General features: G+C 71.1%; 24 protein-coding genes. 5 read left to right on the top strand and 19 right to left on the bottom strand.

Annotated features, from left to right (window positions below; genetic code table 11):
* Positions 1–67 precede the first annotated feature (67 nt).
* The 9 genes from PGN25_15760 to PGN25_15720 form a co-directional block, all read right to left on the bottom strand.
* Positions 68–793 carry a uracil-DNA glycosylase gene (locus tag PGN25_15760; protein MEH3118993.1) on the bottom strand — a complete coding sequence of 242 codons (726 nt, stop codon included), beginning with the start codon at positions 791–793 and terminating at the stop codon, positions 68–70.
* On the bottom strand, positions 777–1,538 hold the full coding sequence (locus PGN25_15755) for a PIG-L family deacetylase (protein MEH3118992.1): 762 nt from the start codon (positions 1,536–1,538) through the stop codon (positions 777–779). Before PGN25_15755 ends, PGN25_15760 begins: the two co-directional genes overlap by 17 nt.
* A complete protein-coding gene (locus tag PGN25_15750) occupies positions 1,535–2,764 on the bottom strand; it encodes a glycosyltransferase family 4 protein (GenBank protein MEH3118991.1) in 1,230 nt (409 codons plus the stop codon). Before PGN25_15750 ends, PGN25_15755 begins: the two co-directional genes overlap by 4 nt.
* Positions 2,765–2,774: 10 nt before the next feature.
* Positions 2,775–3,668, bottom strand: coding sequence for a sugar phosphate isomerase/epimerase (locus PGN25_15745; GenBank protein ID MEH3118990.1), 894 nt, complete (start codon positions 3,666–3,668; stop codon positions 2,775–2,777).
* Between the two features lie 175 nt (positions 3,669–3,843).
* Positions 3,844–5,463 carry a YcaO-like family protein gene (locus PGN25_15740; GenBank protein ID MEH3118989.1) on the bottom strand — a complete coding sequence of 540 codons (1,620 nt, stop codon included), beginning with the start codon at positions 5,461–5,463 and terminating at the stop codon, positions 3,844–3,846.
* A 183-nt stretch (positions 5,464–5,646) separates the two neighbouring features.
* The gene (locus PGN25_15735) at positions 5,647–6,675 is read right to left on the bottom strand and encodes a Gfo/Idh/MocA family oxidoreductase (GenBank protein ID MEH3118988.1); all 1,029 of its coding nucleotides are present in this window, start codon (positions 6,673–6,675) and stop codon (positions 5,647–5,649) included.
* The gene (locus PGN25_15730; GenBank protein MEH3118987.1) at positions 6,675–7,856 is read right to left on the bottom strand and encodes a methyltransferase domain-containing protein; all 1,182 of its coding nucleotides are present in this window, start codon (positions 7,854–7,856) and stop codon (positions 6,675–6,677) included. The genes PGN25_15735 and PGN25_15730 overlap by 1 nt, the downstream gene beginning before the upstream one ends.
* A gap of 31 nt (positions 7,857–7,887) precedes the next feature.
* Complete coding sequence (locus tag PGN25_15725; protein MEH3118986.1) at positions 7,888–8,808, bottom strand: hypothetical protein; 921 nt, start codon at positions 8,806–8,808, stop codon at positions 7,888–7,890.
* An 11-nt stretch (positions 8,809–8,819) separates the two neighbouring features.
* Positions 8,820–10,010: an inositol-3-phosphate synthase gene (locus tag PGN25_15720; protein MEH3118985.1), complete on the bottom strand. Its 1,191-nt coding sequence runs from the start codon at positions 10,008–10,010 to the stop codon at positions 8,820–8,822.
* 314 nt (positions 10,011–10,324) lie between these two features.
* Between PGN25_15720 and PGN25_15715 the strand changes: the two genes are divergently transcribed.
* Positions 10,325–11,446, top strand: coding sequence for a transglycosylase SLT domain-containing protein (locus tag PGN25_15715; protein MEH3118984.1), 1,122 nt, complete (start codon positions 10,325–10,327; stop codon positions 11,444–11,446).
* 10 nt (positions 11,447–11,456) lie between these two features.
* On the opposite strand, the gene PGN25_15710 is transcribed toward PGN25_15715, so the two are convergent.
* From PGN25_15710 to PGN25_15695, 4 genes are all read right to left on the bottom strand, one after another.
* The gene (locus tag PGN25_15710; protein ID MEH3118983.1) at positions 11,457–12,437 is read right to left on the bottom strand and encodes a dipeptide epimerase; all 981 of its coding nucleotides are present in this window, start codon (positions 12,435–12,437) and stop codon (positions 11,457–11,459) included.
* A gap of 13 nt (positions 12,438–12,450) precedes the next feature.
* The gene (locus tag PGN25_15705; protein MEH3118982.1) at positions 12,451–13,461 is read right to left on the bottom strand and encodes a DUF1611 domain-containing protein; all 1,011 of its coding nucleotides are present in this window, start codon (positions 13,459–13,461) and stop codon (positions 12,451–12,453) included.
* Positions 13,462–13,621: 160 nt separating this feature from the next.
* Positions 13,622–15,457 (bottom strand): dihydroxy-acid dehydratase, encoded by a 1,836-nt coding sequence (ilvD, locus tag PGN25_15700; GenBank protein ID MEH3118981.1) that lies wholly within the window; start codon positions 15,455–15,457, stop codon positions 13,622–13,624.
* A 158-nt stretch (positions 15,458–15,615) separates the two neighbouring features.
* A complete protein-coding gene (locus PGN25_15695; GenBank protein MEH3118980.1) occupies positions 15,616–17,178 on the bottom strand; it encodes a 2-isopropylmalate synthase in 1,563 nt (520 codons plus the stop codon).
* Between the two features lie 410 nt (positions 17,179–17,588).
* On the opposite strand from PGN25_15695, the gene PGN25_15690 reads away from it, so the two are divergent.
* On the top strand, positions 17,589–17,918 hold the full coding sequence (locus PGN25_15690; GenBank protein MEH3118979.1) for a hypothetical protein: 330 nt from the start codon (positions 17,589–17,591) through the stop codon (positions 17,916–17,918).
* 127 nt (positions 17,919–18,045) lie between these two features.
* Here the strand turns inward: PGN25_15690 and PGN25_15685 are convergent, their stop codons facing one another.
* Genes PGN25_15685 through pdxY form a run of 3 tightly spaced genes read right to left on the bottom strand, consistent with a single transcriptional unit; the run spans position 18,046 to position 20,594 of the window.
* The gene (locus tag PGN25_15685; protein ID MEH3118978.1) at positions 18,046–18,774 is read right to left on the bottom strand and encodes an NUDIX hydrolase; all 729 of its coding nucleotides are present in this window, start codon (positions 18,772–18,774) and stop codon (positions 18,046–18,048) included.
* A complete protein-coding gene (locus PGN25_15680; GenBank protein ID MEH3118977.1) occupies positions 18,764–19,693 on the bottom strand; it encodes a PhzF family phenazine biosynthesis protein in 930 nt (309 codons plus the stop codon). The genes PGN25_15685 and PGN25_15680 overlap by 11 nt, the downstream gene beginning before the upstream one ends.
* A 49-nt stretch (positions 19,694–19,742) precedes the next feature.
* On the bottom strand, positions 19,743–20,594 hold the full coding sequence (gene pdxY, locus PGN25_15675) for a pyridoxal kinase PdxY (protein MEH3118976.1): 852 nt from the start codon (positions 20,592–20,594) through the stop codon (positions 19,743–19,745).
* A gap of 115 nt (positions 20,595–20,709) precedes the next feature.
* Here pdxY and PGN25_15670 point away from each other — a divergent pair, with 115 nt between their 5' ends.
* From PGN25_15670 to PGN25_15660, 3 genes are all read left to right on the top strand, one after another.
* Complete coding sequence (locus PGN25_15670) at positions 20,710–21,231, top strand: DedA family protein (GenBank protein ID MEH3118975.1); 522 nt, start codon at positions 20,710–20,712, stop codon at positions 21,229–21,231.
* Positions 21,232–21,238: 7 nt separating this feature from the next.
* Positions 21,239–22,033 (top strand): cobalamin-binding protein, encoded by a 795-nt coding sequence (locus PGN25_15665; protein ID MEH3118974.1) that lies wholly within the window; start codon positions 21,239–21,241, stop codon positions 22,031–22,033.
* A gap of 69 nt (positions 22,034–22,102) precedes the next feature.
* The gene (locus PGN25_15660) at positions 22,103–22,588 is read left to right on the top strand and encodes an MmcB family DNA repair protein (protein MEH3118973.1); all 486 of its coding nucleotides are present in this window, start codon (positions 22,103–22,105) and stop codon (positions 22,586–22,588) included.
* Positions 22,589–22,673: 85 nt separating this feature from the next.
* Here the strand turns inward: PGN25_15660 and PGN25_15655 are convergent, their stop codons facing one another.
* From PGN25_15655 to fumC, 3 genes are all read right to left on the bottom strand, one after another.
* Positions 22,674–23,021: a ribbon-helix-helix domain-containing protein gene (locus PGN25_15655; GenBank protein ID MEH3118972.1), complete on the bottom strand. Its 348-nt coding sequence runs from the start codon at positions 23,019–23,021 to the stop codon at positions 22,674–22,676.
* Entirely contained in the window at positions 23,018–23,206 is a 189-nt protein-coding gene (locus PGN25_15650) for a DUF4169 family protein (protein ID MEH3118971.1), read from the bottom strand. The genes PGN25_15655 and PGN25_15650 overlap by 4 nt, the downstream gene beginning before the upstream one ends.
* A gap of 162 nt (positions 23,207–23,368) precedes the next feature.
* Positions 23,369–24,787: a class II fumarate hydratase gene (gene fumC, locus PGN25_15645; protein ID MEH3118970.1), complete on the bottom strand. Its 1,419-nt coding sequence runs from the start codon at positions 24,785–24,787 to the stop codon at positions 23,369–23,371.
* Positions 24,788–24,917 lie beyond the last annotated feature (130 nt).

Genomic DNA, 24,917 nt, shown 5'->3' with positions numbered 1-24,917 from the left:
CTCCGCTGGTCGCCCGCTTCGCGCGTCTGAAGCGCGGGCATCCCGGGCGGCATCCGTCAGGACCCGCTCACGGGCATTTAGGGGCTTCGTCCGTCAAAGGCCAGGGACGGCCGACGCCCGCGAGCCCGCCCTGCACCGGCAATACGGCCGAAATGCCGGCATCTCGACCTTGCGGCGCCGCGAGCCGCACCGCGGCCTCCGTCAATCCAGCCAGGATACGCCCGCGCACGCTCGGCGCGGTGCAGACATGGGTCGGGCTCGGATGCGGGATCGGCAGCACCGGAAGGTCCGGCCGCAAGGCGCTCAACGGCGCCGCGGCCGCTTGCGCGAAGCGTCCCGCCGCGACCACCACCGCGAGGCGCGGCAGCAGGACGAGCAGCGGCGCGAAGTAGGGGGCGGCCGCGGCCGCCTCCGAGCGGCGAGGGGCGCGGTTCAGGGCGCCGGGCGCATGGATCACCCAGGGCACGGCGTTCCAGATCAGGGTGTCGCGCCGGGCGATGCCGGCCTCGGCGAGGAAGCGGAACAGGTTCGCGGCGGTGCCGGTGGCGTTGTCGCGGGAGACGAAGCCGGTGCGGCCGATCGAAGGACCGGGCGTTTCGAGGAGCAGGAGCAGCCGCGCCTCCACCCCGCCGTCGAGGGGATCGGGGTCGGGCACGTCGGCCCCGCGCTCGGCGGAAATCCGTTTCGCGAAGTCGCGCAGGGGCCGGACATGCGGCGCGTCGGCCATCGCCCGGCGCGCTTCGAGGAGGGCGGGATCGCGCAGGCTCTTGGGCGCGTCAGGCGAAACCGGCATCGGCCAGACCGGGCGGAAGCCGGCCCTGCAGGCGGAAGCGCTCGACGCGATCCTCCGCCGCCAGGCACGCCCGGAGGCCTTCGAGGCCGCCGAACTGGAAGCCGATCTGCGAACCGTAAGCCCCGCAGGCCTCCGCCTTGCGCCGCCCGGCCTCCCCGTCGAGGCGCACGACCTGCTCGGGCAACCCCTCGAAGACCGCCCGCAGCGGCTCCTTCGGTTCGGCGTCGCGCACGGTGTAGGGGAAGTCGCGCCACCACAGCACCGGCAGCGGCGGCTGCGCGCCGCGAAAGGCCCGCACCACCTGCACGTGATCGACGTGCCCGCCCACGGCCTGCGGCGCGAGGATCAGGTCGGGCCCGGTATCGGCCATCAAGCGCTCGAAGGCGTCGGCGAGGTTCGGCCCGATCCGGTCGTCGGGGCGAAGCCGAGCGAACAGGTCGGGCGCAGAGCCGTAGCCCCGGTGCGGCGCTTCGCGGAACGGCAGGTGGACCGGCTCCCCGATCCCGAGCGCTTCGGCCGCCGCCCGATCCTCGTCACGGCGCAGGGCCATGTAGTCGACCTCCGGCGCCAATCCCTTGTCGAGCTGGCAGGCCAGGGCGAAACCGTGCGGGTTCGCGACGGAGGCGGTGAAGACCGTGACCATCACGACCTGCCAGCCCCGCGCGGCGAGGCGCGCCAGCGTGCCGCCGGCCGAGAAGGCGGCGTCGTCGAGATGCGGCGAGATGGCGAGCGCGGTCGGCATCACAGCAGGTGCGGCTCCTTGCGGAAGCGGCAGTCCGGATCGAGGGGCAGCGTGTCGGGACAGTCGCCGTGCGGGCGCTCCCCGGCGACTTGGCCGTAGACCTCCACGATCTGCCGGCCCACCGCGGTCCAGGAATAGACCCGGCGGCACTCTTCGAGACCGCTCTCGGCGAGGCGCGTGCGCAGGGCCGCATCCTCCACCACCCGCCGCAGGGCACCGGTGAGGCCGCGCACGTCGCCGGGGTTGACCAGCAGGCCGTTCTCGCCGTCGCGCAGGCAGTCCGACACGCCGACCGCGTGGGTCGAGACCACCGCCAGCCCCGAGGCCATCGCCTCCAGGATCGTGTTGGAGAACCCTTCCGCGTAGGTCGGCGATACGAACACGTCCGCCTCGCGGTAGAGGGCCGGCACGGTGTCGTAATCGGCATAGCCGGTGAAGCGGACCTGTGCCGAGGTGAAGCCGATCGCCTCCGCCTTCTCGCGGGCGGTCTCGACGTCCGGACCGATCCCGGAGATCACCGCGTCGAACGGTACGCCGGCCTCCCACAGGCACTCAAGCGCGTCGAGGAAGTCGAGCACGCCTTTCCGGCGGTCGACCCGGCCGTGGTAGAGCAGCCGCACCGGCTCCTCGTCCTCCAGTTCCCGTCCACCGGGCGTGAAGCGCGCGGTGTCGACGGCGCCGGGCACGATGGTGAAGCGGGCGGGATCGGAGCCAAGCCGGCCGCAGACCTCCCCGACGAAGGATCGTCCGCCGATCAGCAGGGCGTTGGCGTGGGCCAGCACCTCGACCATGGCCCGGCGATGCGTCTCGCAGCAGGAGCCGACCCAGTGGCCGTCGCCGCCCTGGATCGAGACCACGGTCGGCACGCCGAGCCGCTTGCCGGCGAGCAGCACCGCCCAGCCGGTGGGATAGCCGTACTGCGCGTGCAGCACGTCGAACGGCTTCTTCGCGTGTTCGGCGCGAATCGTCTCGACCATCTCGTCGATGTCGCGCTCGAAGTCACCGTTCTCCTGCTCGCCGCGCTGTTCGAGGCCGATGACGTGCACGCCCGGAACCGGAGGCGGCGGGCCGCCGCCATAGACATGGGTGCCGAACGCGTCGCCGCGATACTGCGAGATCATCGTCACGTCGTGGCCGGCGCCCGCCACCTCGCGCAGCAGGTTCTGCGCGTACACGCTCATGCCGGAGATCGCCGGGAAGTAGCGGCGGCTGACGAAGCAGAGTCTCATGGGCAGAGTCTCATGGCGTGGGCAGCCCCGGGATCGCGGTCTCGCGCGGCGCGGTGTCCGGCGCGGGCAAGCCGGGGCCGGGACGGCGGCAGGTTCGAAGGAAGTCGAGGGCTTGGCCCACCATCACGTCGGCGCGGTGCGAATCGCGCGACAGTTCCACGCAGACGAGCTTTTCGAAGCCGACCGCATCCAGCGCGTCGAGCACGGCGGGCACGTCCATGTCGCCCTCGCCGAAGGGCAGGTGGATGTGCTCGCCCCGCTTCATGTCCTCGATCGCGACCGTGCCGAGGCGGGGAGCGAATTCGCGTAACGCCGCAGCCGGGTCGCGCTCCTGCGTCACGAGGCAGTGGCCGGTGTCGAGGGCGAGCGACAGGCCGGGTACGTCGAGCCCGGCGAAATCGTCGAGCGTCTCGATCAGCATGCCGGGTTCCGGTTCGAGCGCCGCGACGACGCCCTTCTCGGCGGCGAAGTCGGCCACCTCACGCAGGCCCGCGACCAGCCAGCCTCGCGCCGCGTCGCGGTCGACCCCGGCCTTCGGAACGCCCGCCCAGAACGAGACGGCCTCGGAGTTCAGGATCCTGCCGATCTCGACGGCGCGCTTGAGGAAACCGACGCGCCGGGCACGGCCGGCGGCGTCCGCGGTCACCAGGGTCGGCTCGTGCTTGGCGCTCGGATCGAGCAGGAAGCGGGCGCCGGTCTCGATGACCGAGCCGAGTTCGAGTCGATCGAGGAGGCTGGCGATGCGGTCGGCCTCCACCACCCAGTTGTCGGCGAAGGGGTCGAGGTGATGGATGTCGAGGGTCAGGGCCACGCCGTCGTAGCCGGCATCCTTGATGAGGCGGATCGCATCCTCGATGCGGTGATGGGCCGTGCCGTTGGTGTTGTAGGCGAACCGAAGGCTCATCGTTGCGCCTCCCGCGGCTGCCATCCAACTCGCGTCCTCATCCTGAGGTGCCGCGCAGCGGCCTCGGAGGAGGCTCCGGTTCCCGCGCGATCCCCGGAGCATCCTTCGAGGCTCCGCTGCGCTCCGCACCTCAGGATGAGGGGGAGCGTGGGATGCGCCGTGGCGATGGTTTGCCTCATGCCGGCCTCCCCTGCGCGCGACGGCCCTGACGCTCGTAGCGGAACGGCGCGTGGTGCGATTCCGGCTCGCGGTAGAGCGGATAGTGCGAGCCGACGATCGTTTCCGCCAGCGCCACGTCGAACAGCGGCTGGCCGCCGAAGCGCTCGATGGCCTCCGGCGTCAGGCGCACGGGCAGGAGCGTGTCGGTCGGGGTGCCGAAGCGGATCAGCGGATGATCGCGCTCGATCAGCTTCTTCGTGTTGCGCTCGCCGATGCGGTAGTAGCTCATGGTCTCGACCTCGAGCCCCGGCACGATCGCCTTGACCACGCCGATCCCGCCGTCGGGCGGCGAGCCATCGACGTAGAGCACGTCGAAGCCGGCCTCTTCCAGGCGCTCGCGGGCGATGGTTCCGCGGGCATGCCCGTCCGGCGCGGGCGTGGTCGGAAGGTCCGAAAAGGCCTTGGTGCCGCGTTCGGAATAGACCGTCCCGCTCAGCACCTCGCGCAGTTCGGACGATGACAGGTCGATCCAGGCGAGCATCGCCTGAAGCGCCCGGCTCTCCTCCAGGTCGAGGCTCGGCAGCGCCTTCCGGATGAAGGCCTCGACGTAGCCGGGCGGCGCCACCGTGTCGGCCAGCGCCAGCGGTCCGTGCCCGAAGGTTTTTCGCACCCGCGCCGCCTGGAATTCGAGGAGCGCCTTGCGCAAGGCCCGCTCCCGGTCCGGATCGCAGGCTTCGCCGCAGGCCGAAAGGGCGATCGGCGCCGGCGTGCGGGCCGGGTCGCTGTCGTAGCCGACGACGTAGAGGTTGGTGAGGCCGAACTGGTCGGTGGCGAATTTCGGCAGGGCCCGGATGCCGAGGCTGTCGAGCCGGTCGAGCATGCCTCGGGTCTCGGGGCCGATCCCGTCGAGATCGAGTGTCACGCCCTGGTCGAGGGCGCGGAACAGCAGGCCGTTGCCGTCGCGCTGGAGCAGTTCGAGCAGGCCGTGGCCGAGGGCGAAGGCCACGTCCGGTCCGGCGCCGAGGCCGTTGGTGATGAGGTTGGTGAAGGGCTGGTAGCCTTCGCGCAGCTCGAAATAGTCGGTCGCGGCGATGTCGAGCGGCATCCAGACGGGTTCGCCGGTGCGGGCGCGCACGGCCTTGGTCCAGTCGAGGGGGGTGTCGCGGCCCACGGACGAGCCGGCCGGCAGGCACAGCGTCAGCGGGTCGGCGACGGCGGATGCGCCGTAGACCCGCACGAGGTCGGCGTAGGAGACGGCCGCCTGGTTGTCGCCCTTGCGCGGCAGCAGGGCGACGGAGGGCATCAGGTTCTCGGCGATCTCGGCCACCGCGCCGATCAGGGCCTCGTCGTCGGTGGCGCCGTAACCGATGCCCGAGGGCATGGCGCCGACATAGAACGGGTCGTCGAGGAACAGCGCGACGAACCAGACCGGAATACCGGTGCGGTCGAGGCCGGCGAGGTTGAAGCCGACGACCCGGCCCTCGGGCAGCACGTCGAGATAGGCGCGCACGGCGTCCGGCAGCCGCCCGGGCAGGCCCTCGATCGTCCGCGGCGCGCCGCGGCGATAGGGGCGGGGCGCCGCGAGGCTCGGGTGGTGGGCGCGGTCGTCCCGGTCGAGGGCGTCGGTCGCTGTCATCGTCTTCCTGTTCGCGGCTGACCGGCTCTCCTCCAACCCCGAACCTCATCCTGAGGTGCCGCGAAGCGGCCTCGAAGGATCTTCCAGGGATCGCGCGGAGATCTGGAGGATCCTTCGAAGCTTCGCTGCGCACCGCAGGACGAGGACGGGAATGGGATCGGCCGGTCTCCTCCCAAATCGTCGTCAGGCCGCGTCGCGGCCGGCCGGTGCGCCCGCCGCCGCGTAGGCGCGGGCGATCAGGCGCATGGTGTCGAGGTCGCGCTCCGCGTCCCAGGCGGCGCGCGCCTCCGTGTCGCGCAGGGCGCGGCCGAAGGCGCGCACCTGTTGGAGGAAGGGCGAGGCGGCCTTGTCGAAGGCGATGTCCTCGACCCGTCCGTCGGACCCGTCCGTGACCGTGACGGTGCCGCCCGCCGTCTGCCCCATCGTGTCGGTGGCGGTGATGAGGCCCCGGGTTCCGACGACCTCCAGCCGGCGGCGGGGCAGCGCGTCGGGACAGTTGTAGGCGACGTTGAGTTGGGCGAGCGCGCCCGACGCGGTGCGGCCGATCAGCAGGGCGCCGTCATCGACGGCGTAGTCCTGGGCGCGGGCCTGGGTCATGGCCGCGATCTCGGCGATGGGCTCGCCGAGCAGGAAGTCCACGAGGTCGATGCCGTGGGGCGCAAGATCCATCAGCGCGCCGCCGCCGGCCTGGACCGGATCGATGCGCCAGTTGTCCTGTCCCCTGAACGAGGTCCAGGCCCGGTCGAGCCAGCAGGCGTAGACGATGCGCACCGCCGTCACCGTACCGATCCGGCCCTCATGGACGAGGGTTCGCATGGCGCGATGGCCGGGATGGTGGCGCTGGTCGAAGGCGGTGCCGTAGAAGGCGTTCGCGCGACGCACCGCCGCCGCCATCGCCTCGGCATCGGCGAGGGAGGCCGCCATCGGCTTCTCGCACAGCACGGCCTTGCCGGCGGCGCAGAGCGCCTCGACGGCGCCGCGATGCAGGTGGTTCGGCGTCGCGACGTAGACCGCCTCGACCGCGGGATCGGCGATCAGGCCGGCGAGATCGGCATGCGCCCGCGCGCCTTCCACCTCCGCCGCCGCCCGCGAGGCGGCACCCGGATCGGCCACGGCGACGAGGCGGTGCCCGGCGGCGCGAATCGCCGGGGCCATGTAGTCGCGGGCGACCCAGCCGTAGCCGACGATGCCCCAGCCGACGCTCGCCCCCATCACCAGCGCTCCGGCAGATCGACGTATTCGCGGCGACGCACCCGCGCGGCGTCCGGCGCGTCCGGGCCGCCGGCCCAATCGATGGCGGGCGGTCCGTCCGAGTGCAGCGGGTAGGTGACCCGGGGCGCGTATTCCGCCTCGTAGCGCTCGGACGGCCAGCGGATGGCGAAGCCGCCGTCGTCGGGCGCGTAGAGCGGGTTGAGGTGGAGCGCCGCGTCGGCCGGCGGAAGGGTGATGCCGTCGACGATGGCCCGCGGCGCCGGGCGCATCCCAGGCCCGGCCACCACCGAGAAGGCTTCGCAGGCCCGGAGGTCGCGCGGCTCGCGCGGCTGCGGCGCGCGGGCCTCGACCAGGGCGCGGGTCAATTCGGCATCGTCGTAGACGAGCCCGTCCGGGAACAGCTCCTCGATCTCGGCCGAAGAGATCGCCTTGCCGGCGGAGAAGCCCGGCCGACCGCTGTTGTGGATGTGGCTGAGGGCGAGCCAGCCCTCTTCCCCGGCGGTCTGGCGCAGGCAGGCGAGGATGCCGGGCTTGTCGTCGAGGAAGTAGAAGGCGTCGTTGCAGATCGCGAGATCGACCGGCGCTTCCGGGATCGGCCAGTGGGCCGAGGCGGCGTCGAAGCAGACGAGCTGCGCCTTCTCGCCGACCACCCAGTGCCGGGCGACCCAGAGCTTGGCGAAGACCACGTCCGCGCCCGCGACCTTCACGCCGCGCCGTTTCAGTTCGCGCAGGTAGTGACCGATGCCGCAGGCCAGTTCGAACGCGCAGGAAGGGCTGTTCCAGTGCGCCTCCAGCAGGCTCAGGCCCGCCAGGAAGGTCGGATCGGTCCAGCGGTTGACGAAGTAGTCGCCGACGCGGCCCCAGCCGAGCCACGCCACCGCCTGGCGCAGGGTCGCGCGCTCGCGCTCGCGCACCAGCTTGCGCAGGGCGTCGGGATCGGCCGGGGGGCCGGTCCACCAATCGTCCTGATCGGCCAGGAGGAGGACGAGCGCCTCCTCCCTCCGGTCGGCGTCGAGGTGGTCGAGGGCCGCCGCGACGAGATTGTCGCGCCCCTTCCGCAGATAGGGAATGCCGTCGATGACGGGCCAGCGTGCCCCGGTCTCGACGTCGCGCAGGGCGTGCGCGCCGTCGGCCTTGAGCGGTTGGCCGGTCTCCGGCGAGAGGAGATCGAAGGGGATCATGATCCTGGATTCTGCCGGACAGCGCGGGACGTCACGGGATGCGCATATCGGTCAGAACGCGATCCTGGAAAGCCTTGACCGGCCCGGCATGGACCAGTTCCATCTCGCCGAGCACCGTGTCCATCGTCAGCGAGGCCGCCCGGAGGTGCTGGGCGATCTGCAGCACGCGGTCGATGGAGTCGGCGGCGTGGAAGGCGCGGCCCTCGGCGGTCGCATCGTCCGGCAGGACGAGGCGGGCGGCGCGGACCGTTTCCTGAAGCGGCCGTTCCAGTTCTTCCAGCGCCCATTCCGAGCAGCGTCCGACGACCGGCCGGAGATGGTCGCCGAGCAGCATCTCCCCGGTGAAGCCGGCATCGGGCATCGCCGCGTTGTGGACGTGGTGCGCCATCGCCGCGAGGAACACCGTGGTCGGGTCGGCCCGGTAGAACGGGCTCAGCAGCACGCCGTAGACCGCCACGACGAGGCAGTGCTCGGCGTGGTTCTCCGGCGGCTCCAGCAGGATGCGCGGCTTGCCCGGACAGGTCACGCCCGCCCGCGGCTGCTGCGCCAGGGCGCCGACGAAGTCCGGCACCGGCCCCATCGGCAGGGGGGCGGGTGCGCGCAGGGCCGTCCGCAGACGCTCGCGCAGGCCGGCATCCACCGAGCCGGCCACGGCATCGAGCCCGGCCACCAGCACGGCGGAAGCCTGCGCCGCGTCGAGCCCGGCGGCGCCGAGGAACGCCGCGTCGAGGTCGCAGAGCCGCGCGGCGGCGAGCGCCTTCGCCGTGATGTCGAGCGCCACCGTCTCCGGGGCGGCGCCCCCGACGAGCGCCGACCAGCCCTGCGCGAACAGGCGCTCGGCGATCGAGCCCGCGCGCCCGGCCGAGCGGACGCGTTTGAGATCGCCGAGTTCGATCAGAAGCGCCCGCAGTTCCGCGGGAGCCGCCGGTTCCGTCTCCGGGAAGGCCGCCACCGGCGGGTGCCTTACTGCACGCCCAGCCAGTCGAACAGCATCCGCTGCTGCTTGCCGAAATCGTGTTCCGGCCCGTGGCCGTTCTTCACCATCGGCGCCTTGAAGAAGGTCGAGAGCTGCTCCTGCACGCCGCCGTCGCCGCGGGTCTTGGCCAGATCCAGCACGCGGGCGATCTCGATGACGAGCGGCGCGGCCAGGATCGAGTCCTTGCACAGGAAGTTCACCTTGATCTGCATGCGCTGGCCCATGAAGCCGGTGACGTCGATGTTGTCCCAGGCTTCCTTGTCGTCGCCGCGCGGACGGTAATAATGGATGTGCACGAGGTGATCCTCGACCGGGTAGCCGAGGATCGAATCGAGCACGGTGCCCTTGGTGTTGAGCTTCGACTGGAGCGAGTTCGGGTCGTTCAGCGCGAGGCCGTCGCGGTTGCCGAGGATGTTGGTGGAGAACCATCCGTCGACGTGGAGCTGGCGCGCCTTCAGGGCCGGGGCCAGCACCGTCTTCATCATGGTCTGGCCGGTCTTGCCGTCCTTGCCGGCCACCGGGACGTTCGTCTCGCGGGCGAGGTCCAGCAGCGCCGGCACGTCGGCGGCGACGCTCGGCGTGAAGTTGGCGTAGGGCACGCCGCTCTTGATGGCGGCGTAGGCGTAGAGCATCGCCGGCGAGATCGACTCGTCGCTCGCGTCCAGCCCCTTCTCGAAGGCTTCCGCCGAGTTCAGAACCGGGTCGGACAGATCGGGCCAGCGCTCGGTCGAGGCGAGGTTGATCACCACGACGTCGTCGAGGTTGCTCTCCTTGCGGAAGCGGTTGAGGTCGTTGGCGATGACCGAGACCGTCTCGCGGTGATCCCTGGCGACGATGCGGTTGGCGCCGTCGATGTTCTTGCAGAACTTGGCCGAGCCCACCGCCGGCCAGGGGGTGATGCCTTTGAGCGCCTGGGCGCCGTTCTCGATGTCCTCGCGGGTCAGCACGCCGTGGCCGGTCGCGGCGGAGGCGAGATCGTCGCCGTTCAGGTCCCAGCCGCCGAAGACGAGATCCTTGTAGTCGGCGAGCCCCGCGACGGGCACGCCCGCGAGCGGCAGGCCATCCAGACGGTTCGACCCCGATTTGATGGTTTCGATGCCGGCGATGGCCGTCGTCGCGACGGCGCCGCCCATGCCGACGAACGCCACTCCGACGCGTCGACCGGTCTGAATGCCCATGGGAACTCGACTTTCTGCTGTGGTGGCGCTGACGTCTTGGGATGAGCCCTAACTGGCCGCCGCGCGGCCCATGACAACCGTGGCTGGCCTGGCGCGTTCCGAGCGCCGCACGGCCATCTTTGCCGCAGGCGAGCTCCCGGCGGCTGCGGCGGCAATGGTTAAAATAACGTAAATACAATGGCTTAACGCCCTATTAACGGGATCACGTTTGGATCACGGGGTGGTCCCATTGTGGTCACACCCGGCGGCGAAACCTCCGCCGGTCAAAACGAAGCCCGGCCTCGAGAACGCCGCGGCGCCAACAAGGAAGACCGATGGGGGTTTACCCGGAGCCGGCGCCTCGCGCCGACGACGTGAGCCGACTCGTGCCTTGCGGGTCGGCGACCAGCAACGCAGCCGCCCGGCCGCCGCGCGGCCGCTCGCCGCTCGTGCGCCGCCTCGCCGCCGTGACCGCCGGCGTGACGCTGCTCGCGGCCGCGCCGCAGGCGGTCTCCGCCTACGAGAGCGACGGTGCCACCCCGGCCTCGATCCCGCTGATGGTTCGCGCCGACCTGCGTCCGGCCGGCGCCGAGGCCGAATGGGGCGGCACGGCCCTGCTCGGCCAGGACAGCGGCCTCACCGCACCGATCGAGCGGATGCAGGCTTCGCTCGCCAATCCGCGGCTCGACAACGACGACGAGATCCTGCGCTTCGGCGAGATGAGCGTGCCGCGGCCCCTGGTGGAGACCATCCTGAAGGCCTCCGAGGTCACCGGCGTCGATCCCGTCTACATGATGGCGCTCGCCGACAAGGAATCGAGCTTCGACACCGGCGTGAAGTCCTCCGCTTCCTCGGCGCAGGGGCTGTTCCAGTTCGTCACCGGCACGTGGCTGGAGATGATCCGGCAGTACGGCGCCAAGCACGGGCTCGCCGACGAGGCCGCCGCGGTGAAGGGCCACGGCGCGGGCATCACCATCGCCGACGCGGGACTGCGCAAGCGGGTGCTCGACCTGCGCGACGACCCCTACATTTCCGGCCTGATGGCGGGCGAGCTGATCAAACGCGACCGCAGCCGGATCGAGGCCCGGATCGGCCGCGAACTGAAGACCACCGAACTCTACCTCGCGCATTTCCTCGGCACGGCGAGCGCCGGCAAGTTCCTCTCGCTCAGCGCCGAGGACCCGGACAAGGTCGCCAAGGCCGCCTTCGGCCGCGCCGCGCGGGCCAACCGCGCCATCTTCACGGGGAAGGACGGGGGCAAGCGCCGCAGCCTGACGGTGGCGGAGGTGCACGAGAAGCTCGACATCATGATCGACCGGCGCCTCAGCCAGTATCAGGCCATCGCCGACCTCGCCGCGCAGCAGCAGGCCGACGAGCCCGCCGCGCCGATCCTCGACGCCCGCCTGCGGGTCAACGAGACCGTGGTGCCCCCGCTGGCGATCCGCTCGGTGCAGTAGGCGCCGCCCGTCACCCCCACAGTTCGGGCCGCGGCGGGGAGACCGTGCTGCCCTCGTAGGTGAGCGCCGACGCGCGGTCGCGGGCGAGCAGCAGCGGCCCGTCGAGATCGACATAGGCCGCGTGGTGCGCGAGCAGCATCGCCGGCGCCATGGCGAGCGACGAGCCGACCATGCAGCCGACCATGATCTCGAAGCCGCGCGCCCGGGCCTCGTGGACCAGCTTCAGCGCCTCGGTCAGGCCGCCGGCCTTGTCGAGCTTGACGTTGATGGCGTCGTAGCGCCGGGCCAGCGCATCGAGCCCGGCGCGGTCGTGCAGGCTCTCGTCGGCACAGATCGGGATGGTTCGGTCGATCTCGGCCAGAAACCCGTCCTCGCCCGCCGGCAGCGGCTGCTCGATGAGGCCGACGCCCGCCGCCGCGCAGGCCGCGAGATTGGCTTGAATCGTCTCCGGCCGCCACGCCTCGTTGGCATCGACGATCAGGCGCGCGCCCGGCGCGCCGCGGCGCACGGCCGCGATCCGCTCGGGGTCGCCCTCGCCGCCGAGCTTCACCTTGAGGAGCGGGCGGTGCGCGGCGGCGCGGGCGGCCGCCTCCATGGAATCGGGATCGCCGAGGCTCAGGGTGTAGGCGGTGGTGACCGGCCCCGGCGCGGGGAGGCCGGCGAGTTCGTGGGCCGGTCGGCCGGAGCGCTTCGCTTCCCAATCCCACAGGGCGCAATCGAGGGCGTTGCGGGCCGCGCCCGGCTTCATCCGCGCCGCGAGATCGAAGCGCCCTCCCCCACCGGCGATCCAGTCCGCCTGCCCGTCGAGGGCGGCAGCGACGCTCTCGACGGTCTCGTCGTAGCGGGCGTAGGGCACGCACTCGCCGCGCCCCCGCACCGGGCCGTCCTCGATGGTCGCGACGACGACCACCGCCTCCGTGCGGCTGCCGCGGGAGATCGTGAAGGTGCCCGCGATCGGGAAACGCTCGACGGCGACGGTCAGACGCGGCATCGCTGGCCCTCCCTCAAGCCGGAAACTCGGCATGGATCCGATCCACGATCCCCTCGACGCCGAAGCGCACGGGATCGGTCGCCGGCAGGCCGTGCGCGGCTTCCGCTTCCGCCAGCAGCGCGCGCGCCTGCGGCTCGGGCAGGGCCTGGGTGTTCACGGCGATGCCGACAGGGCGGATGCCGGGATTGGTGAGGGAGCCGCAGCGGATCGTCAGGTCGATGACCTCCTGGATCGTCGGCAGGCTCGCCTCGACGCCGCGCATCCGCGTGCGGGTCGGCTCGTGGCAGACCACGAAGGCGTCGGCCTGCGCCCCGTGCAGCAGGCCGAGGCTGACGCCGGCGAAGGACGGGTGGAACAGCGAGCCCTGGCCCTCGATCAGGTCCCAGTGATTCGGTTCGGCGGCGGGGGCGACCCACTCGACGGCGCCGGAGATGAAATCGGCCGCGACCGCGTCGATGGCGGCGCCCCGTCCGGAGATGAACACGCCGGTCTGGCCGGTGGCGCGGAAGTCGGCATCCATCCCGCGCTCGCGCATGCCGCGTTCCAGGGCGAGGGCGGTGTACTTCTTGCCGACCGAGCAATCGGTGCCGACGGTGAGCAGTCGCCGGCCGGGACGCTTGGTGCCCTTGCCGGTGGGGAAGGTCTCGGTGGTGTGACGCACGTCGTGGAGGGCACGACCCCGGCGCTCGGCGGCTTGCGCGATCTCGGGAACCGAGCCGAGGCGAGCGTGCAGCCCGCTCGCCACGTCGAGCCCGGCGTCCAGCGCCGCGACGATCTCCTTCACCCAGTGCTCGGGCAGCACGCCGCCGGCATTGACCACGCCGACCACCATGGTGCGGCAGCCTTTCGAGACCGCCTCCTCCAGCGTCAGGTCGGGGATGTCGAGATCGGCGGCGCAGCCCTCCATCCGGAGCTGGCCGACGCACCATTCCGGACGCCAGTCGTTGATGCCGTAGGCGGTCTTGGCGGCGAGCCGGTCCGGCACGTCGCCGAGGAACATCAGGTAGGGCGTGGCGATCTGCATGGGTCCGACGTCTCCCCCGTCCGGTGCGAAGCACGGCCTGAGAACCTGTCTATGCGCGATCCGTGCCCGAGGCGCGAGGGGTAGCATGCATCCCGTGGCTGCAACGACGATCCGGCGCCTCGGCATGAGGAACCTCGGTCGATCCAGGACCGGTTCTCGCCTACGCCTCGATCCGCCGCACCGCCCCCTTCGCCGCGCTGGTGGCGAGCATGGCGTAGGCGCGGAGCGCCATGCTGACCTTGCGCTTGCGGGGCGCGGCCGGGCGCCAGCCTTCCGCGTCGCGGGCGGCACGGCGCTCGGCGAGCACGGCTTCGTCCACGGCGAGGTGGATGCGGCGGTTCGGGATGTCGATCTCGATCCTATCGCCCTGCTCGACGAGGCCGATCAGCCCACCCTCGGCCGCCTCCGGCGAGACGTGGCCGATGGAGAGCCCCGAGGAGCCGCCGGAGAAGCGCCCGTCGGTGACGAGGGCGCAGTCTTTGCCCAGGCCCTTCGATTTCAGGTAGCTCGTGGGATAGAGCATCTCCTGCATGCCGGGGCCGCCGCGGGGGCCCTCGTAGCGGATCAGCACCACCTCGCCGGCCTTCACGCGGCCGTTGAGGATGCCGTCCACCGCCGCGTCCTGGCTCTCGAAGACGTGGGCCGTGCCGGTGAAGCTGAGAATCGAGGCATCGACGCCAGCGGTCTTCACGATGCAGCCGTCGAGCGCCAGGTTGCCGTAGAGCACAGCGAGGCCGCCGTCCCTCGAATAGGCGTGCGCGGCGTCGCGGATGACGCCCGCCTCGCGGTCGAGGTCGAGGTCGTCCCAGCGGGATTCCTGGCTGAAGGCGACCTGGGTCGGCACGCCGCCCGGCGCGGCGCGGTAGAAGGTCCGGACGGATTGGCTCTCGGTCTTCGTCACGTCCCAGCGGTCGAGCGCCGCGCCGAGCGTGCCGGAACCGACATTGCCGACGTTGCGGTCGATCAGGCCGGCGCGGTCGAGTTCGCCCAGGATACCCATGATGCCGCCGGCCCGGTGCACGTCCTCCATATGGATGTTCGCGACGGCAGGCGCGACCTTGCACAGCACCGGCACGCGGCGCGAGAGCCGGTCGATGTCGGCCATGGCGAAGGGCACCTCGCCCTCGTGTGCGGCGGCGAGCAGGTGCAGCACGGTGTTGGTCGAGCCGCCCATGGCGATGTCGAGGGTCATCGCGTTCTCGAACGCGGCCATCGTCGCGATCGAGCGCGGCAGCACGCTCGCATCGTCCTGCTCGTAATGGCGCCGGGCCAGATCGACGATCAGGTGCCCGGCCTCGACGAACAGGCGCCTGCGGTCGGCATGCGTCGCCAGCACCGAGCCGTTGCCGGGCAGCGAGAGGCCGAGCGCCTCGGTGAGGCAGTTCATGGAGTTCGCCGTGAACATGCCCGAGCACGAGCCGCAGGTCGGGCAGGCCGAGCGCTCGATCACCGCGACGTCCTCGTCCGAGACCCGGTCGTCGGCCGCCGCGACCATCGCGTCGACGAGGTCGAACTTGCGGGTCACGCCCTTCATCACGACCTTGCCCGCTTCCATCGGCCCGCCGGAGACGAACACCGCCGGGATGTTGAGGCGCAAAGCGGCCATCAACATGCCGGGAGTGATCTTGTCGCAGTTCGAGATGCAGACCATGGCGTCGGCGCAATGCGCGTTGACCATGTATTCGACCGAATCGGCGATCAGCTCGCGGGAGGGCAGCGAGTAGAGCATCCCGTCATGACCCATGGCGATGCCGTCATCGACCGCGATGGTGTTGAACTCCTTGGCGACTCCCCCCGCTTGCTCGATCTCGCGGGCCACCAACTGGCCGAGGTCCTTGAGGTGGACGTGGCCGGGCACGAACTGCGTGAACGAGTTCACAACCGCGATGATCGGCTTGCCGAAATCGGAATCCTTCATCCCGGTGGCACGCCACAGGCCGCGGGCGCCGGCCATGTTGCGGCCATGGGTGGTGGTGCGGGAGCGATAGGCGGGCATTCTTTTGGGACTTTTTGTGTCTTCAGACCATGATGCGCAGTGTCATCGTCACGCCCGTCATGGCGAACGAAGCGAAGCAATCCAGACGGCACTCCCTCTTCCGGGGAAGTCGCGCCCTGGATTGCTTCGGCTTCGCCTCGCAATGACGGCGAGGAGCGTCAGACCACCGCGGCGTGCTGGGCGTGCAGCCGTACGGAGGCGGCCGAGAGCTTGTTGAGCGCGGACAGGTAGGCCTTGGCGGACGCCACCAGCGTGTCCGGGTCGGCGCCGCGCGCCGTCACCGAGCGCTCGCCGGCCTTGAGCCGCACCGAGACCTCGGCCTGCGCGTCGGTCCCCTCGGTCACGGCGTGGACCTGATAGAGTTCGAGCATCGCGTCGTGCGGCACCATGGCGTGGATCGCGTTGAACACCGCGTCCACCGGGCCGTTGCCGTCGGCCTCCTCGGTGAAGGTGCGGCCGTCCATCTCGATCTTCATCGTCGCGCGTTGCGGCCCGCGCGTGCCGGCGATCACCGAGAGCGACATCAGCTTGATGCGGTCGTGGGCGGTGGCGAGGTTCTCGTCCACCAGCGCCTCGATGTCCTCGTCGTAGACGTGCTTCTTGCGGTCGGCCAGATCCTTGAAGCGCTCGAACACGTCCTGGAACTGGTTGTCGGACAGCGAGATGCCGAGTTCGGACAGCTTCGAGCGGAAGGCCGCGCGGCCCGAATGCTTGCCCATCACCAGCGAGGTCTTGGTGAGCCCGACCGAGGCTGGCGTCATGATCTCGTAGGTCTCGGAATGCTTGAGCATCCCGTCCTGATGGATGCCGCTCTCGTGGGCGAAGGCGTTCCGGCCGACGATGGCCTTGTTGTACTGCACGGGAAAGTTCGCCGCGTGGCTGACGAGCTTCGAGGCGCGGGTCAGCATCGTGGTGTCGATGCCAGTCTCGAACGGCATCACATCGCCGCGGGTGCGGATCGCCATGACGACCTCTTCGAGCGCGGCGTTGCCGGCCCGCTCGCCGATGCCGTTGATCGTGCACTCGATCTGCCGGGCGCCGCCCTCCAGGCCGGCGAGCGAGTTCGCCACCGCGAGCCCGAGATCGTTGTGGCAGTGCACGGAGAAGATCGCCCGGTCGGCGTTCGGCACCCGCTCGCGCACGGCGCGGAACATCGCGCCGTATTCCTGCGGCGTGGCGTAGCCCACCGTGTCGGGCAGGTTGATGGTGGTGGCGCCCGAGCGGATCGCGGCCTCGACGCAGCGGCAGAGGTAATCGATGTCGGTGCGGGTCGCGTCCATGGCCGACCACTCCACGTCCTCCACGAGGTCGCGGGCCTGGGCCACGGTCTTCAGGATGATCTCGATCACCTCGTCCTGCGTCTTGCGCATCTGGTGGGTGAGGTGGATCTCCGAGGTCGAGACGAAGGTGTGGATACGGCCTCGCTGCGCGTGGCGCACCGCCTCGCCCGCCCGGGCGATGTCGGCGGGGATGGCGCGGGCGAGGCCGGCGACGGTCGCGCGCTTGGTGCGCCGGGCGATCTCGGACACGGCCTCGAAGTCGCCGTTCGAGGCGATGGGGAAGCCCGCCTCGATGATGTCGACGCCCATGGCGTCGAGGATCTCGGCGACCGCGAGCTTCTCGTCGAAGGTCATGGTGGCGCCGGGGCATTGTTCGCCGTCGCGCAACGTCGTGTCGAAGATGACGACGCGGTCCTTCGATCCTTGCCGGGTGTTGGTCATGGTCCGTCCCTTGAAGCCGCCGGCGCGCTCGGCTCGGGCAGGAGCGGCGCCTGAAAACCTGTCTTCCGTGTTCGAGCCCGTCCCCTGAGGGCCCAGGCGACCACGCCCGGACGGCCCTCAGGGGCGGCTAAGAAGCAGGCCGACGAGAAGGCGCGCGCACGACGGTACGGCCGCGAAAGCGGCACCACCGTTCGTCTGCGCGGGGCGGCCAGGGGCCACGCTCGATTCTCCTCAGAGGCTGACTCGCCGGCAGACCCGCCAAGCGACCAGGGCGGCGCTATGTACCGATTGGCGGGGATCGTGACAAGCGCAGGGGAGCCTCGCGATTGACCGTTCCGCCGACGGGGCGCACAAGCCTGCGGCCAAGCTTGGCTGCAACGAACCTCCTCTCGCGACCGGAGAGACCCGTCGTGCCCGCGCCGCTTTCCCGAGCCCTGTCGATCCTCGCCCTCGGTGGCTGCCTCAGCGCCTGCCAGTCGAGCGCGCCCCCGCCGGTGGCCGCCGTCGCCGCGGCACCCGCCGCCATCGCCCCCCTGCCGGCCAGCGCCGGGTGCGGTCCGGGCGTCGCGCGGACACAGGCCATCGTCGATGCCGACGTGAGGACCGGCGATCTGTCGGACGCGGTCGGCAAGCGCTTCAGCGCCGATCTCGGCAAGGCCGCCGCCGCCTGCGCGGCCGGCCACGAGGGCGAGGCGATGCATCTGCTGGCGGCGGCCAAGGCGCGCTACGGGTATCGGTAAGACCAACCGGCGATGATCCCGGCTCATCGCCGGTTGCCCGCGCGAAGGCGCGGCGGCGGGCGTCCGCCGGACGCAGGGAAGCCGACCATCGGTCGGAATTCCCTGCAGCTCGGTATGAGGCGCATCCCTACGGCGGGAAGACGCTCGCCAGATAGGCCTGCACGAAGCCCGGCATCCGGGCGGCATCGATCTCGACGCGCGAGCGGACGATGACGCTGCGGGCGAGTTCCGGCTCGTCCTCGTGCCCGCGATGGGCTTCGATGCGGGCCTTCAGCGCCTCGGCGTCGAGGCCGAACCGGACCGGGCGCAGGAAGGCGAGCTGGCCGTCGCCGCGCAGCAGCACCCACTCCTCCGCCGCGCCCTCGGGCAGGGTCAGGCCGGTCTCCTCCAGAAACTCGCGCCCGGCGCTGCCGGCGAGATCGACCGTATCGTCCTCGCGCAGGTCGCCGCGGTCGGGCGTGCCGCAGGGGAAGTAGATCTGGCCGGCGTTCGCAGTGTGGGCCCCCATCACCCCGAGCAGCACCGCCCCGTCCGCGCTGTGCGGCACGATCGCCGCGAAGGCGTTGGCGACCAGCGCGTCGGGCACGCCGGCGTCGCGGAAGGCGATGAAGCGCGAGTAGCGCGCCTCGAACAGGGCCGCCTCGCAGGCGCCGTCGGCGATGGTGCAGCCGCTGGCGAGGAAGACCGGTCCGTCGAACAGGCCCGGCGTCTTCGCCCGGCGCCGCTCCCAGTTGCGGTCGATCGCCTCGCAGTTGTCCCGCGCCCAGGCCCAATCGTGATCGACGCGCCGCGCCGAGACTCGGGTGAGCGGCGTGATCGTGAATCCGGGCGCGGCCTGCGCGCTCTCACCCGGCACGAAGCACGCCCTCGCTCACCACCACCGCCTGCCCGCCGATTTCGACGGAGCGCAGGCCGCCCTCGGCGATGACGACCTGAAGGTCGATGAGGCTCGGGCGGCCCATGGCGACGCCCTGGCGGATCGCCGCGTCGTGCGTGCCGTCGCCCAGCGGCTCGAACTGCATCAGCATCCCGGCGAAGGCCGCGGCGGCGCTGCCCGTCGCCGGATCCTCCGCCACGCCGAGATGGGGCGCGAACATCCGCGCCTGGTAGCTCTGGCCGAGCCCCTCGGGATCGAGGGCGTAGAGGTAGAGCGCGTCGGCCTGTGCCCCGTGGAACAACCGCTCGAACCGGCCGGCCTCCAGCCGCGCCCGGGTCAGCGCCTCGGCGGAGGCGAGCGGCACGAAGGTGAAGGAAGGGCCGGCCCCGTGCCGGCTCGGCTGATGGCGGTTGAAGCCGATCTCGCCGACCTTCAGCCCGAGGGCATGGGCCAGCGCTTCCGTCGACGGCGCCTTGCCGAGATAGGTCGGCAGCACCGGCAGCTTGAACCGGGCGCGGGCCGTACGCCCGTCCGCCGCCGCCTCGACGACGCAGGAAAGGATGCCGATCCCCTCCTCCAGCCCAAAGGCGGCGGCATCGGCGAGCGCCGCCGGCCGCGGCTCGGCGCGGTCGCGCAGGGTCAGCAGCACCGCGGCCCCGATCGTCGGATGGCCGGCGAAGGGGAGTTCGCGGGCCGGGGTGAAGATGCGCAGGCGGGCCCGATGGCGCGGCTCCTCCGGCGGCAGCACGAAGACCGTCTCCGACAGGTTGAACTCGCGGGCGATCGCCTGCATCGCGTCGCCGTCGAGACCTTCGGCGTCGAGCACCACCGCCAGCGGATTTCCGGCGAGCGGCGTGTCGGTGAACACGTCGAGGGTAGCGAAGCGGCGGTCGGTCATCGAGCTTCCTTGGGGTTCCGGGCTTCCTCGGGGGGTTCCTTGTACGGGGTCAGACGCTCTCCACGGGGAAGGCCGCGCTCGGCGCGACGAACTCCTCCTGCGCCGCGACGGTGAGAAGCTCCTCCGCGCCGGCTTCCGCGGTTCGGCGCAGGAGGCCGTGGATCGAGGCCGCCGCCATGCCGAGCGCCAGGGCCGCCGACCGGGTGCGCAGGTAGTGCACGAGATAGAGCGCGGCGACCGCATCGCCCGCCCCCGACACCGCCTTCAGGTCGAGCCGCGGCGTGCGCACCCGCCAGAACGAGCCATCCTCCGCCGCCATCATGTCGATGGCGTCCGGCGGCGTCTCGGCCGTGGTCAGCGAGGTGACGAGGAGGACGCGGGGGCCGAGCGCCTGGACCGAGGCCGCCGCGGCCTTCGCGGCCTCCTGCGTGTCGCTCGGCCGGCCCGAGATCAGGTCGAGCTCGAACTGGTTGGGCGTGAGGATGTCGGCCGCCGGCACCGCCTGCGCCCGCATGAAGTCGGCGATGCCGGGGCGCACGTAGACGCCGGAACAGGTGTCGCCGATGACCGGATCGCAGCAATACAGCGCCTCCCGGTTGGCCGCCCGCACCGCGGCCACCGCCCGCAGGATCGCGGTGCCGATGTCGGCCGAGCCCATATAGCCCGAGAGCACCGCGTCGCACGCCTTCAGCGCGCCGCGCTCGGCCACGCCCTGCACCACCTCCTCCACCACCGGGCCGTCGAACACGCGGCCGCGCCAATCGCCGTAGCCGGTATGGTTGGAGAACTGCACCGTGTGCACCGGCCAGACCTCGACGCCGAGCCGCTGCATCGGAAAGACGGCGGACGAATTGCCCACATGGCCGTAGGCGACGTGCGACTGGATCGACAGAACCTTCATGATGCTCCGGTATCCGCTCCTCCCGCCGTGATAGCGCGGCCGATGCCCGCGCGCATCCGATCCGTGCGGCGAAGCGTTACGGCTCGGCCAGACAGGCCCATCGCCCGGAGCGAGCATGGATTTCGACGCCGTCCGCCAGTCCATCCTCACCTTCGTGGAGACGTACAAGGCCTGGGCACCGCTGGTGACGGGGGTGCTCGCCTTCTGCGAGTCGCTCGCCGTGCTCTCGCTTCTCGTGCCCGCCACCGCGATCCTGCTCGGCATCGGCGCGCTGATCGGCGGCAGCGACCTTCCGTTCTGGCCGCTGGTGATCGGCGCGGCGATCGGCGCGGGGCTGGGTGACTGGGTCTCCTACGAGGTCGGCCACTATTTCAAGGACGGGGTGAAGCGCCTCTGGCCCATGAGCCGCCATCCGGAGACGACGCTCAAGGCCGAGGACTTTCTGCGGCGCTGGGGCGCCGGGGCGATCTTCATCGGACGCTTCATCGGCCCGGCGCGGGCGGTGGTGCCGCTGGTCGCCGGCAGCTTCGGCGTGAACCGGATTCCGTTCCAGATCGCCAATTGGACGTCCGCCTTCGCCTGGGCCTTCGTGCTGCTCGCTCCGGGCGCCGGCCTGCTGACGTGGTTCAGGGGCTGAGTTTGCGATGCGCCGCTTCCCGCCCGAACGCCTCGTCTGCCTGACGGAGGAGACCGTCGAGACGCTCTACCTCCTGGGCGAGGATCATCGCATCGTCGGCGTGTCGGGCTATGCCGTGCGCCCGCCGCAGGTGCGCCGGGAGAAGCCGCGGGTCTCGGCCTTCACCAGCGCGGATCTTCCAAAGATCCTCGCCCTCGAACCGGACCTCGTCCTCGCCTTCTCCGATCTTCAGGCGGAGATCGTCGCCCGTCTCGCCCGGGCGGGCGTGGCGGTCCACCTGTTCAACCAGCGCGACCTGGCCGGCTGCCTCGCGATGATCCGCACGCTCGGCGCCCTGGTCGGCGCTCCCGAGAGGGCCGAGGCGCTGGCCCGGGGTTACGAAGAGCGCCTCGCGCGGGCCGCGGTTGAGACAGCGGGCCAGCCGCGCCTGAAGGTCTATTTCGAGGAATGGGACGAGCCGACGATCTCCGGGATCGGCTGGGTCTCGGACCTGATCGCCCACGCGGGCGGCCAGGACGTGTTTGCGACGCTGAGCCGCGAGCCGGCGGCCAGGGACCGGATCGTCACCTCGGACCAGGTGATCGCGGCGGCGCCCGACGTGATCCTCGCTTCCTGGTGCGGCAAGCGCGTCGCTGTCGATCGTATCCGCGCCCGGCCGGGCTGGGATGCCATTCCCGCGGTGGCGCAGGGCCGCATCCACGAGATCAAGTCGCCGCTGATCCTCCAGCCCGGACCGGCGGCGCTCACCGATGGGTTCGAGGCGATTCGCGCCGCGCTGGCCGTGCGGCAAGGCGGCCGGTGACTCCGGCGCCGTCCCCCTGGCAGGATGCGCGGACTCGATTCGGCCGCATCCGCACGCCATCGCCCCGCCATGTCCACCGCCCTCGCCAACGTCGTCCTGCCGCCCGACCGCCGCCAGTCGCCCACCGCGCTGAACATCCAGCGTGGGGTGCGGCGGCTGTTCGCCGAGCTGGGCTGCGTCAGCCTGCCGGAATTCTCCCTCGCCAACGGGCGCCGCGCCGACCTCATCGCCCTGTGCGGGGCGGGGCGGCTCACCATCGTCGAGATCAAGTCGAGCATCGCCGACTTCCGCGCCGACCGGAAATGGCCGGACTACCGCGACTATTGCGATCGCTTCTTCTTCGCGATCCCCGAGACGGTGCCGGAGACGCTGATCCCGGAGGCGTGCGGGCTGATCGTCGCCGATTCCTTCGGCGCGGCGATCCTGCGCGAGCCGGCCGATCACCCGTTGAGCGGGCCGCGCCGCAAGGCGGTGACCCTACGCTTCGCCCATTCCGCCGCCGGCCTGCTGCACGCGCTGGCCGATCCCGGCGCGATCCGCGAGGGAGCGCTGTAGCGCTCGGCCGCCAGCGCCTCGACGAGGGTGATCTTGCCCGAGCCGGGGCCGCCGGTGACGACGAACAGGTGACCCGTCGTTCCGATCATGGTCGATGATTGCGAGGGCCGGCCGGCGACGCGGCTGGTTCGCCTCCGCTGCCCTGCTCCGAGGCGTCGCGCTGCCGGACGGCTTCGCCGTCGCACGCGGTGACGGGAGCGGGGCCGGAGCACGCCTGAACCGAGCGGAGCACGAACACCCGGATCGCCGAAGAGAGGTTGCTCCCGCCGCGCGCCGCATCGATCGCCCCGATCAGCGCCTGGACCGATTGCCCCTGCCTCCGTGCGATCTCCTGAAGCGCGGCCCAGAACTCCGCCTCCAGCGAGACGCTGGTGCGGTGGCCGGCGATCATCACCGAACGCTTGGCGACACCCTGAGGGGTCTCTGCCGTCATTCCTTGTCGGGATCGTTCAGGCGATGCCCCTCGTGCCGGGATTGCTCGCGTGCCTTGCGCGTCTCGGCCAGCGTCCTCGCCTTCTTCGGCCGACCGAACAGGATGCGGTTCTCCGCGGCCTTCACCTGTTTCGCCGCTTTCTCACGGTCCTTGCGCACCTGGCGCAGGTTGATGATCTCGGCCACCGCGACAGCCCTCCGGTCGACCCGGCGCGGGAGATCCGCGCCGGGCATCGAACCTAGAGCATCGTCCCGAAAGGTGGCTACCGGCTTGTCCGAAAAGACGATGCAAAATCGGAAACCGGGAGCATCCTCCCGGATCCGATATCCGGGACGAGGCTCTCGCGCCTATTCCGCGCTCGGCGCCAGCATGGTTTCGGGCCGCACCACGCGCTCGAACTCCGCGTCCGTGACGTAGCCGAGCCGCAGCGCCTCCTCCTTGAGGGTGGTGCCGTTCTTGTGCGCGGTCTTGGCGATCTCGGCGGCCTTGTCGTAGCCGATCGTCGGCGCGAGCGCCGTCACCAGCATCAGCGAACGGCTCATCAGGTCGGCGATCCGGTCGGTGTTGGCCTCGATGCCGACCACGCAATTGTCGGTGAAGCTGACCGAGGCGTCGGCCAGGAGCCGCACCGATTGCAGCACCGCGTTGGCGATCACCGGCTTGAACACGTTGAGCTCGAAATGTCCCTGGCTGCCGGCGAAGCTCACCGTGGTGCCGTTGCCGACGACCTGGGCGCAGACCATGGTCAGCGCCTCGCACTGGGTCGGGTTGACCTTGCCCGGCATGATCGAGGAGCCGGGCTCGTTCTCCGGCAGCGACAGCTCGCCGAGGCCCGAGCGCGGGCCCGATCCCAGCAGGCGGATGTCGTTGGCGATCTTGAACAGGCCCGAGGCCAGGGCGGTCAGCGCGCCCTGGAGGAACACCAGGGCGTCGTGGGTGGCGAGCGCCTCGAACTTGTTCTCGGCCGAGGTGAAGGGCAGCCCGGTGAGTTCCGCGACCTTGGCCGCGAATTTTTCCGCGAACTCCGGATGCGCGTTGAGACCCGTGCCGACCGCCGTGCCGCCCTGGGCCAGCGCCAGGACGCCGGGGAGCGCGGCGGCGATGCGGGCGCCGCCGAGCGCGACCTGCGCCACGTAGCCGGAGAACTCCTGGCCGAGGGAGACCGGCGTCGCGTCCTGAAGGTGGGTGCGGCCGATCTTGACGATCGCTTCGAACGCCTTCGCCTTGGCGTCGAGGGCGCCGTGCAGGTGGGACAGGGCCGGCAGGAGCCGCTCCTGCACCTCGCGGGCGACGGCGATGTGCATCGCGGTGGGGAAGGTGTCGTTCGAGGATTGGCCGCGGTTGCAGTGGTCGTTCGGGTGGACCGGCGACTTGCCGCCGCGCTTGCCGCCCAGCCGCTCGTTGGCGAGGCTGGCGATGACCTCGTTGGCGTTCATGTTGGATTGCGTGCCCGAGCCGGTCTGCCACACCACGAGCGGGAACTCGTCGTCGTGCCGGCCGGCCACCACCTCGGCGGCCGATGCGGCGATGGCGTCGGCGATCCTGGGGTCGAGGGCGCCGAGATCCTTGTTCACCAGGGCGGCGGCCTGCTTGACGATGCCGAGCGCATGGACGAGCGGCGCGGGCTGGCGCTCGGTGCCGATCTTGAAGTTCTGGATCGAGCGCTGCGTCTGCGCGCCCCAGTAGCGGTGGGCCGGCACCTCGATCGGGCCGAAGGTATCGGATTCGGTGCGGGTTTCCCCGGCGGGCGTCTCTTGCGGCGACATCGCAGCCTCTTCGTTGGCTCGGATGCGGCCCTACTTAACGAAGCACGCTTCCAAGCGCGATGCCGCCCCGGAAACGCGGGTGACGCATCGTCCGCGCCGTCACCGCCAAGGTCGCTCGTCTCAAGGTTGC

Source organism: Methylorubrum populi, assembly GCA_036946625.1.
In the GTDB taxonomy this organism is placed as follows: domain Bacteria; phylum Pseudomonadota; class Alphaproteobacteria; order Rhizobiales; family Beijerinckiaceae; genus Methylobacterium; species Methylobacterium populi_C.
Note: the sequence above shows the minus strand (reverse complement) of the source record. Positions and strands in the feature narration are given on the sequence as shown.

What these genes read in the sequence shown, in the direction of transcription:
- fumC (MEH3118970.1), bottom strand. Translation starts at nt 24,787, where the DNA reads ATGTCGCCGCAAGAGACGCCCGCCGGGGAAACCCGCACCGAATCCGAT.
- PGN25_15680 (MEH3118977.1), bottom strand. Translation starts at nt 19,693, where the DNA reads ATGACCGACCGCCGCTTCGCTACCCTCGACGTGTTCACCGACACGCCG.
- pdxY (MEH3118976.1), bottom strand. Translation starts at nt 20,594, where the DNA reads ATGAAGGTTCTGTCGATCCAGTCGCACGTCGCCTACGGCCATGTGGGC.
- PGN25_15735 (MEH3118988.1), bottom strand. Translation starts at nt 6,675, where the DNA reads ATGGGGGCGAGCGTCGGCTGGGGCATCGTCGGCTACGGCTGGGTCGCC.
- PGN25_15715 (MEH3118984.1), top strand. Translation starts at nt 10,325, where the DNA reads ATGGGGGTTTACCCGGAGCCGGCGCCTCGCGCCGACGACGTGAGCCGA.
- PGN25_15740 (MEH3118989.1), bottom strand. Translation starts at nt 5,463, where the DNA reads ATGACAGCGACCGACGCCCTCGACCGGGACGACCGCGCCCACCACCCG.
- PGN25_15710 (MEH3118983.1), bottom strand. Translation starts at nt 12,437, where the DNA reads ATGCCGCGTCTGACCGTCGCCGTCGAGCGTTTCCCGATCGCGGGCACC.
- PGN25_15750 (MEH3118991.1), bottom strand. Translation starts at nt 2,764, where the DNA reads ATGAGACTCTGCTTCGTCAGCCGCCGCTACTTCCCGGCGATCTCCGGC.
- PGN25_15670 (MEH3118975.1), top strand. Translation starts at nt 20,710, where the DNA reads ATGGATTTCGACGCCGTCCGCCAGTCCATCCTCACCTTCGTGGAGACG.
- PGN25_15720 (MEH3118985.1), bottom strand. Translation starts at nt 10,010, where the DNA reads ATGGGCATTCAGACCGGTCGACGCGTCGGAGTGGCGTTCGTCGGCATG.
- PGN25_15695 (MEH3118980.1), bottom strand. Translation starts at nt 17,178, where the DNA reads ATGACCAACACCCGGCAAGGATCGAAGGACCGCGTCGTCATCTTCGAC.
- PGN25_15655 (MEH3118972.1), bottom strand. Translation starts at nt 23,021, where the DNA reads ATGACGGCAGAGACCCCTCAGGGTGTCGCCAAGCGTTCGGTGATGATC.
- ilvD (MEH3118981.1), bottom strand. Translation starts at nt 15,457, where the DNA reads ATGCCCGCCTATCGCTCCCGCACCACCACCCATGGCCGCAACATGGCC.
- PGN25_15665 (MEH3118974.1), top strand. Translation starts at nt 21,239, where the DNA reads ATGCGCCGCTTCCCGCCCGAACGCCTCGTCTGCCTGACGGAGGAGACC.
- PGN25_15705 (MEH3118982.1), bottom strand. Translation starts at nt 13,461, where the DNA reads ATGCAGATCGCCACGCCCTACCTGATGTTCCTCGGCGACGTGCCGGAC.
- PGN25_15730 (MEH3118987.1), bottom strand. Translation starts at nt 7,856, where the DNA reads ATGATCCCCTTCGATCTCCTCTCGCCGGAGACCGGCCAACCGCTCAAG.
- PGN25_15760 (MEH3118993.1), bottom strand. Translation starts at nt 793, where the DNA reads ATGCCGGTTTCGCCTGACGCGCCCAAGAGCCTGCGCGATCCCGCCCTC.
- PGN25_15660 (MEH3118973.1), top strand. Translation starts at nt 22,103, where the DNA reads ATGTCCACCGCCCTCGCCAACGTCGTCCTGCCGCCCGACCGCCGCCAG.
- PGN25_15745 (MEH3118990.1), bottom strand. Translation starts at nt 3,668, where the DNA reads ATGAGCCTTCGGTTCGCCTACAACACCAACGGCACGGCCCATCACCGC.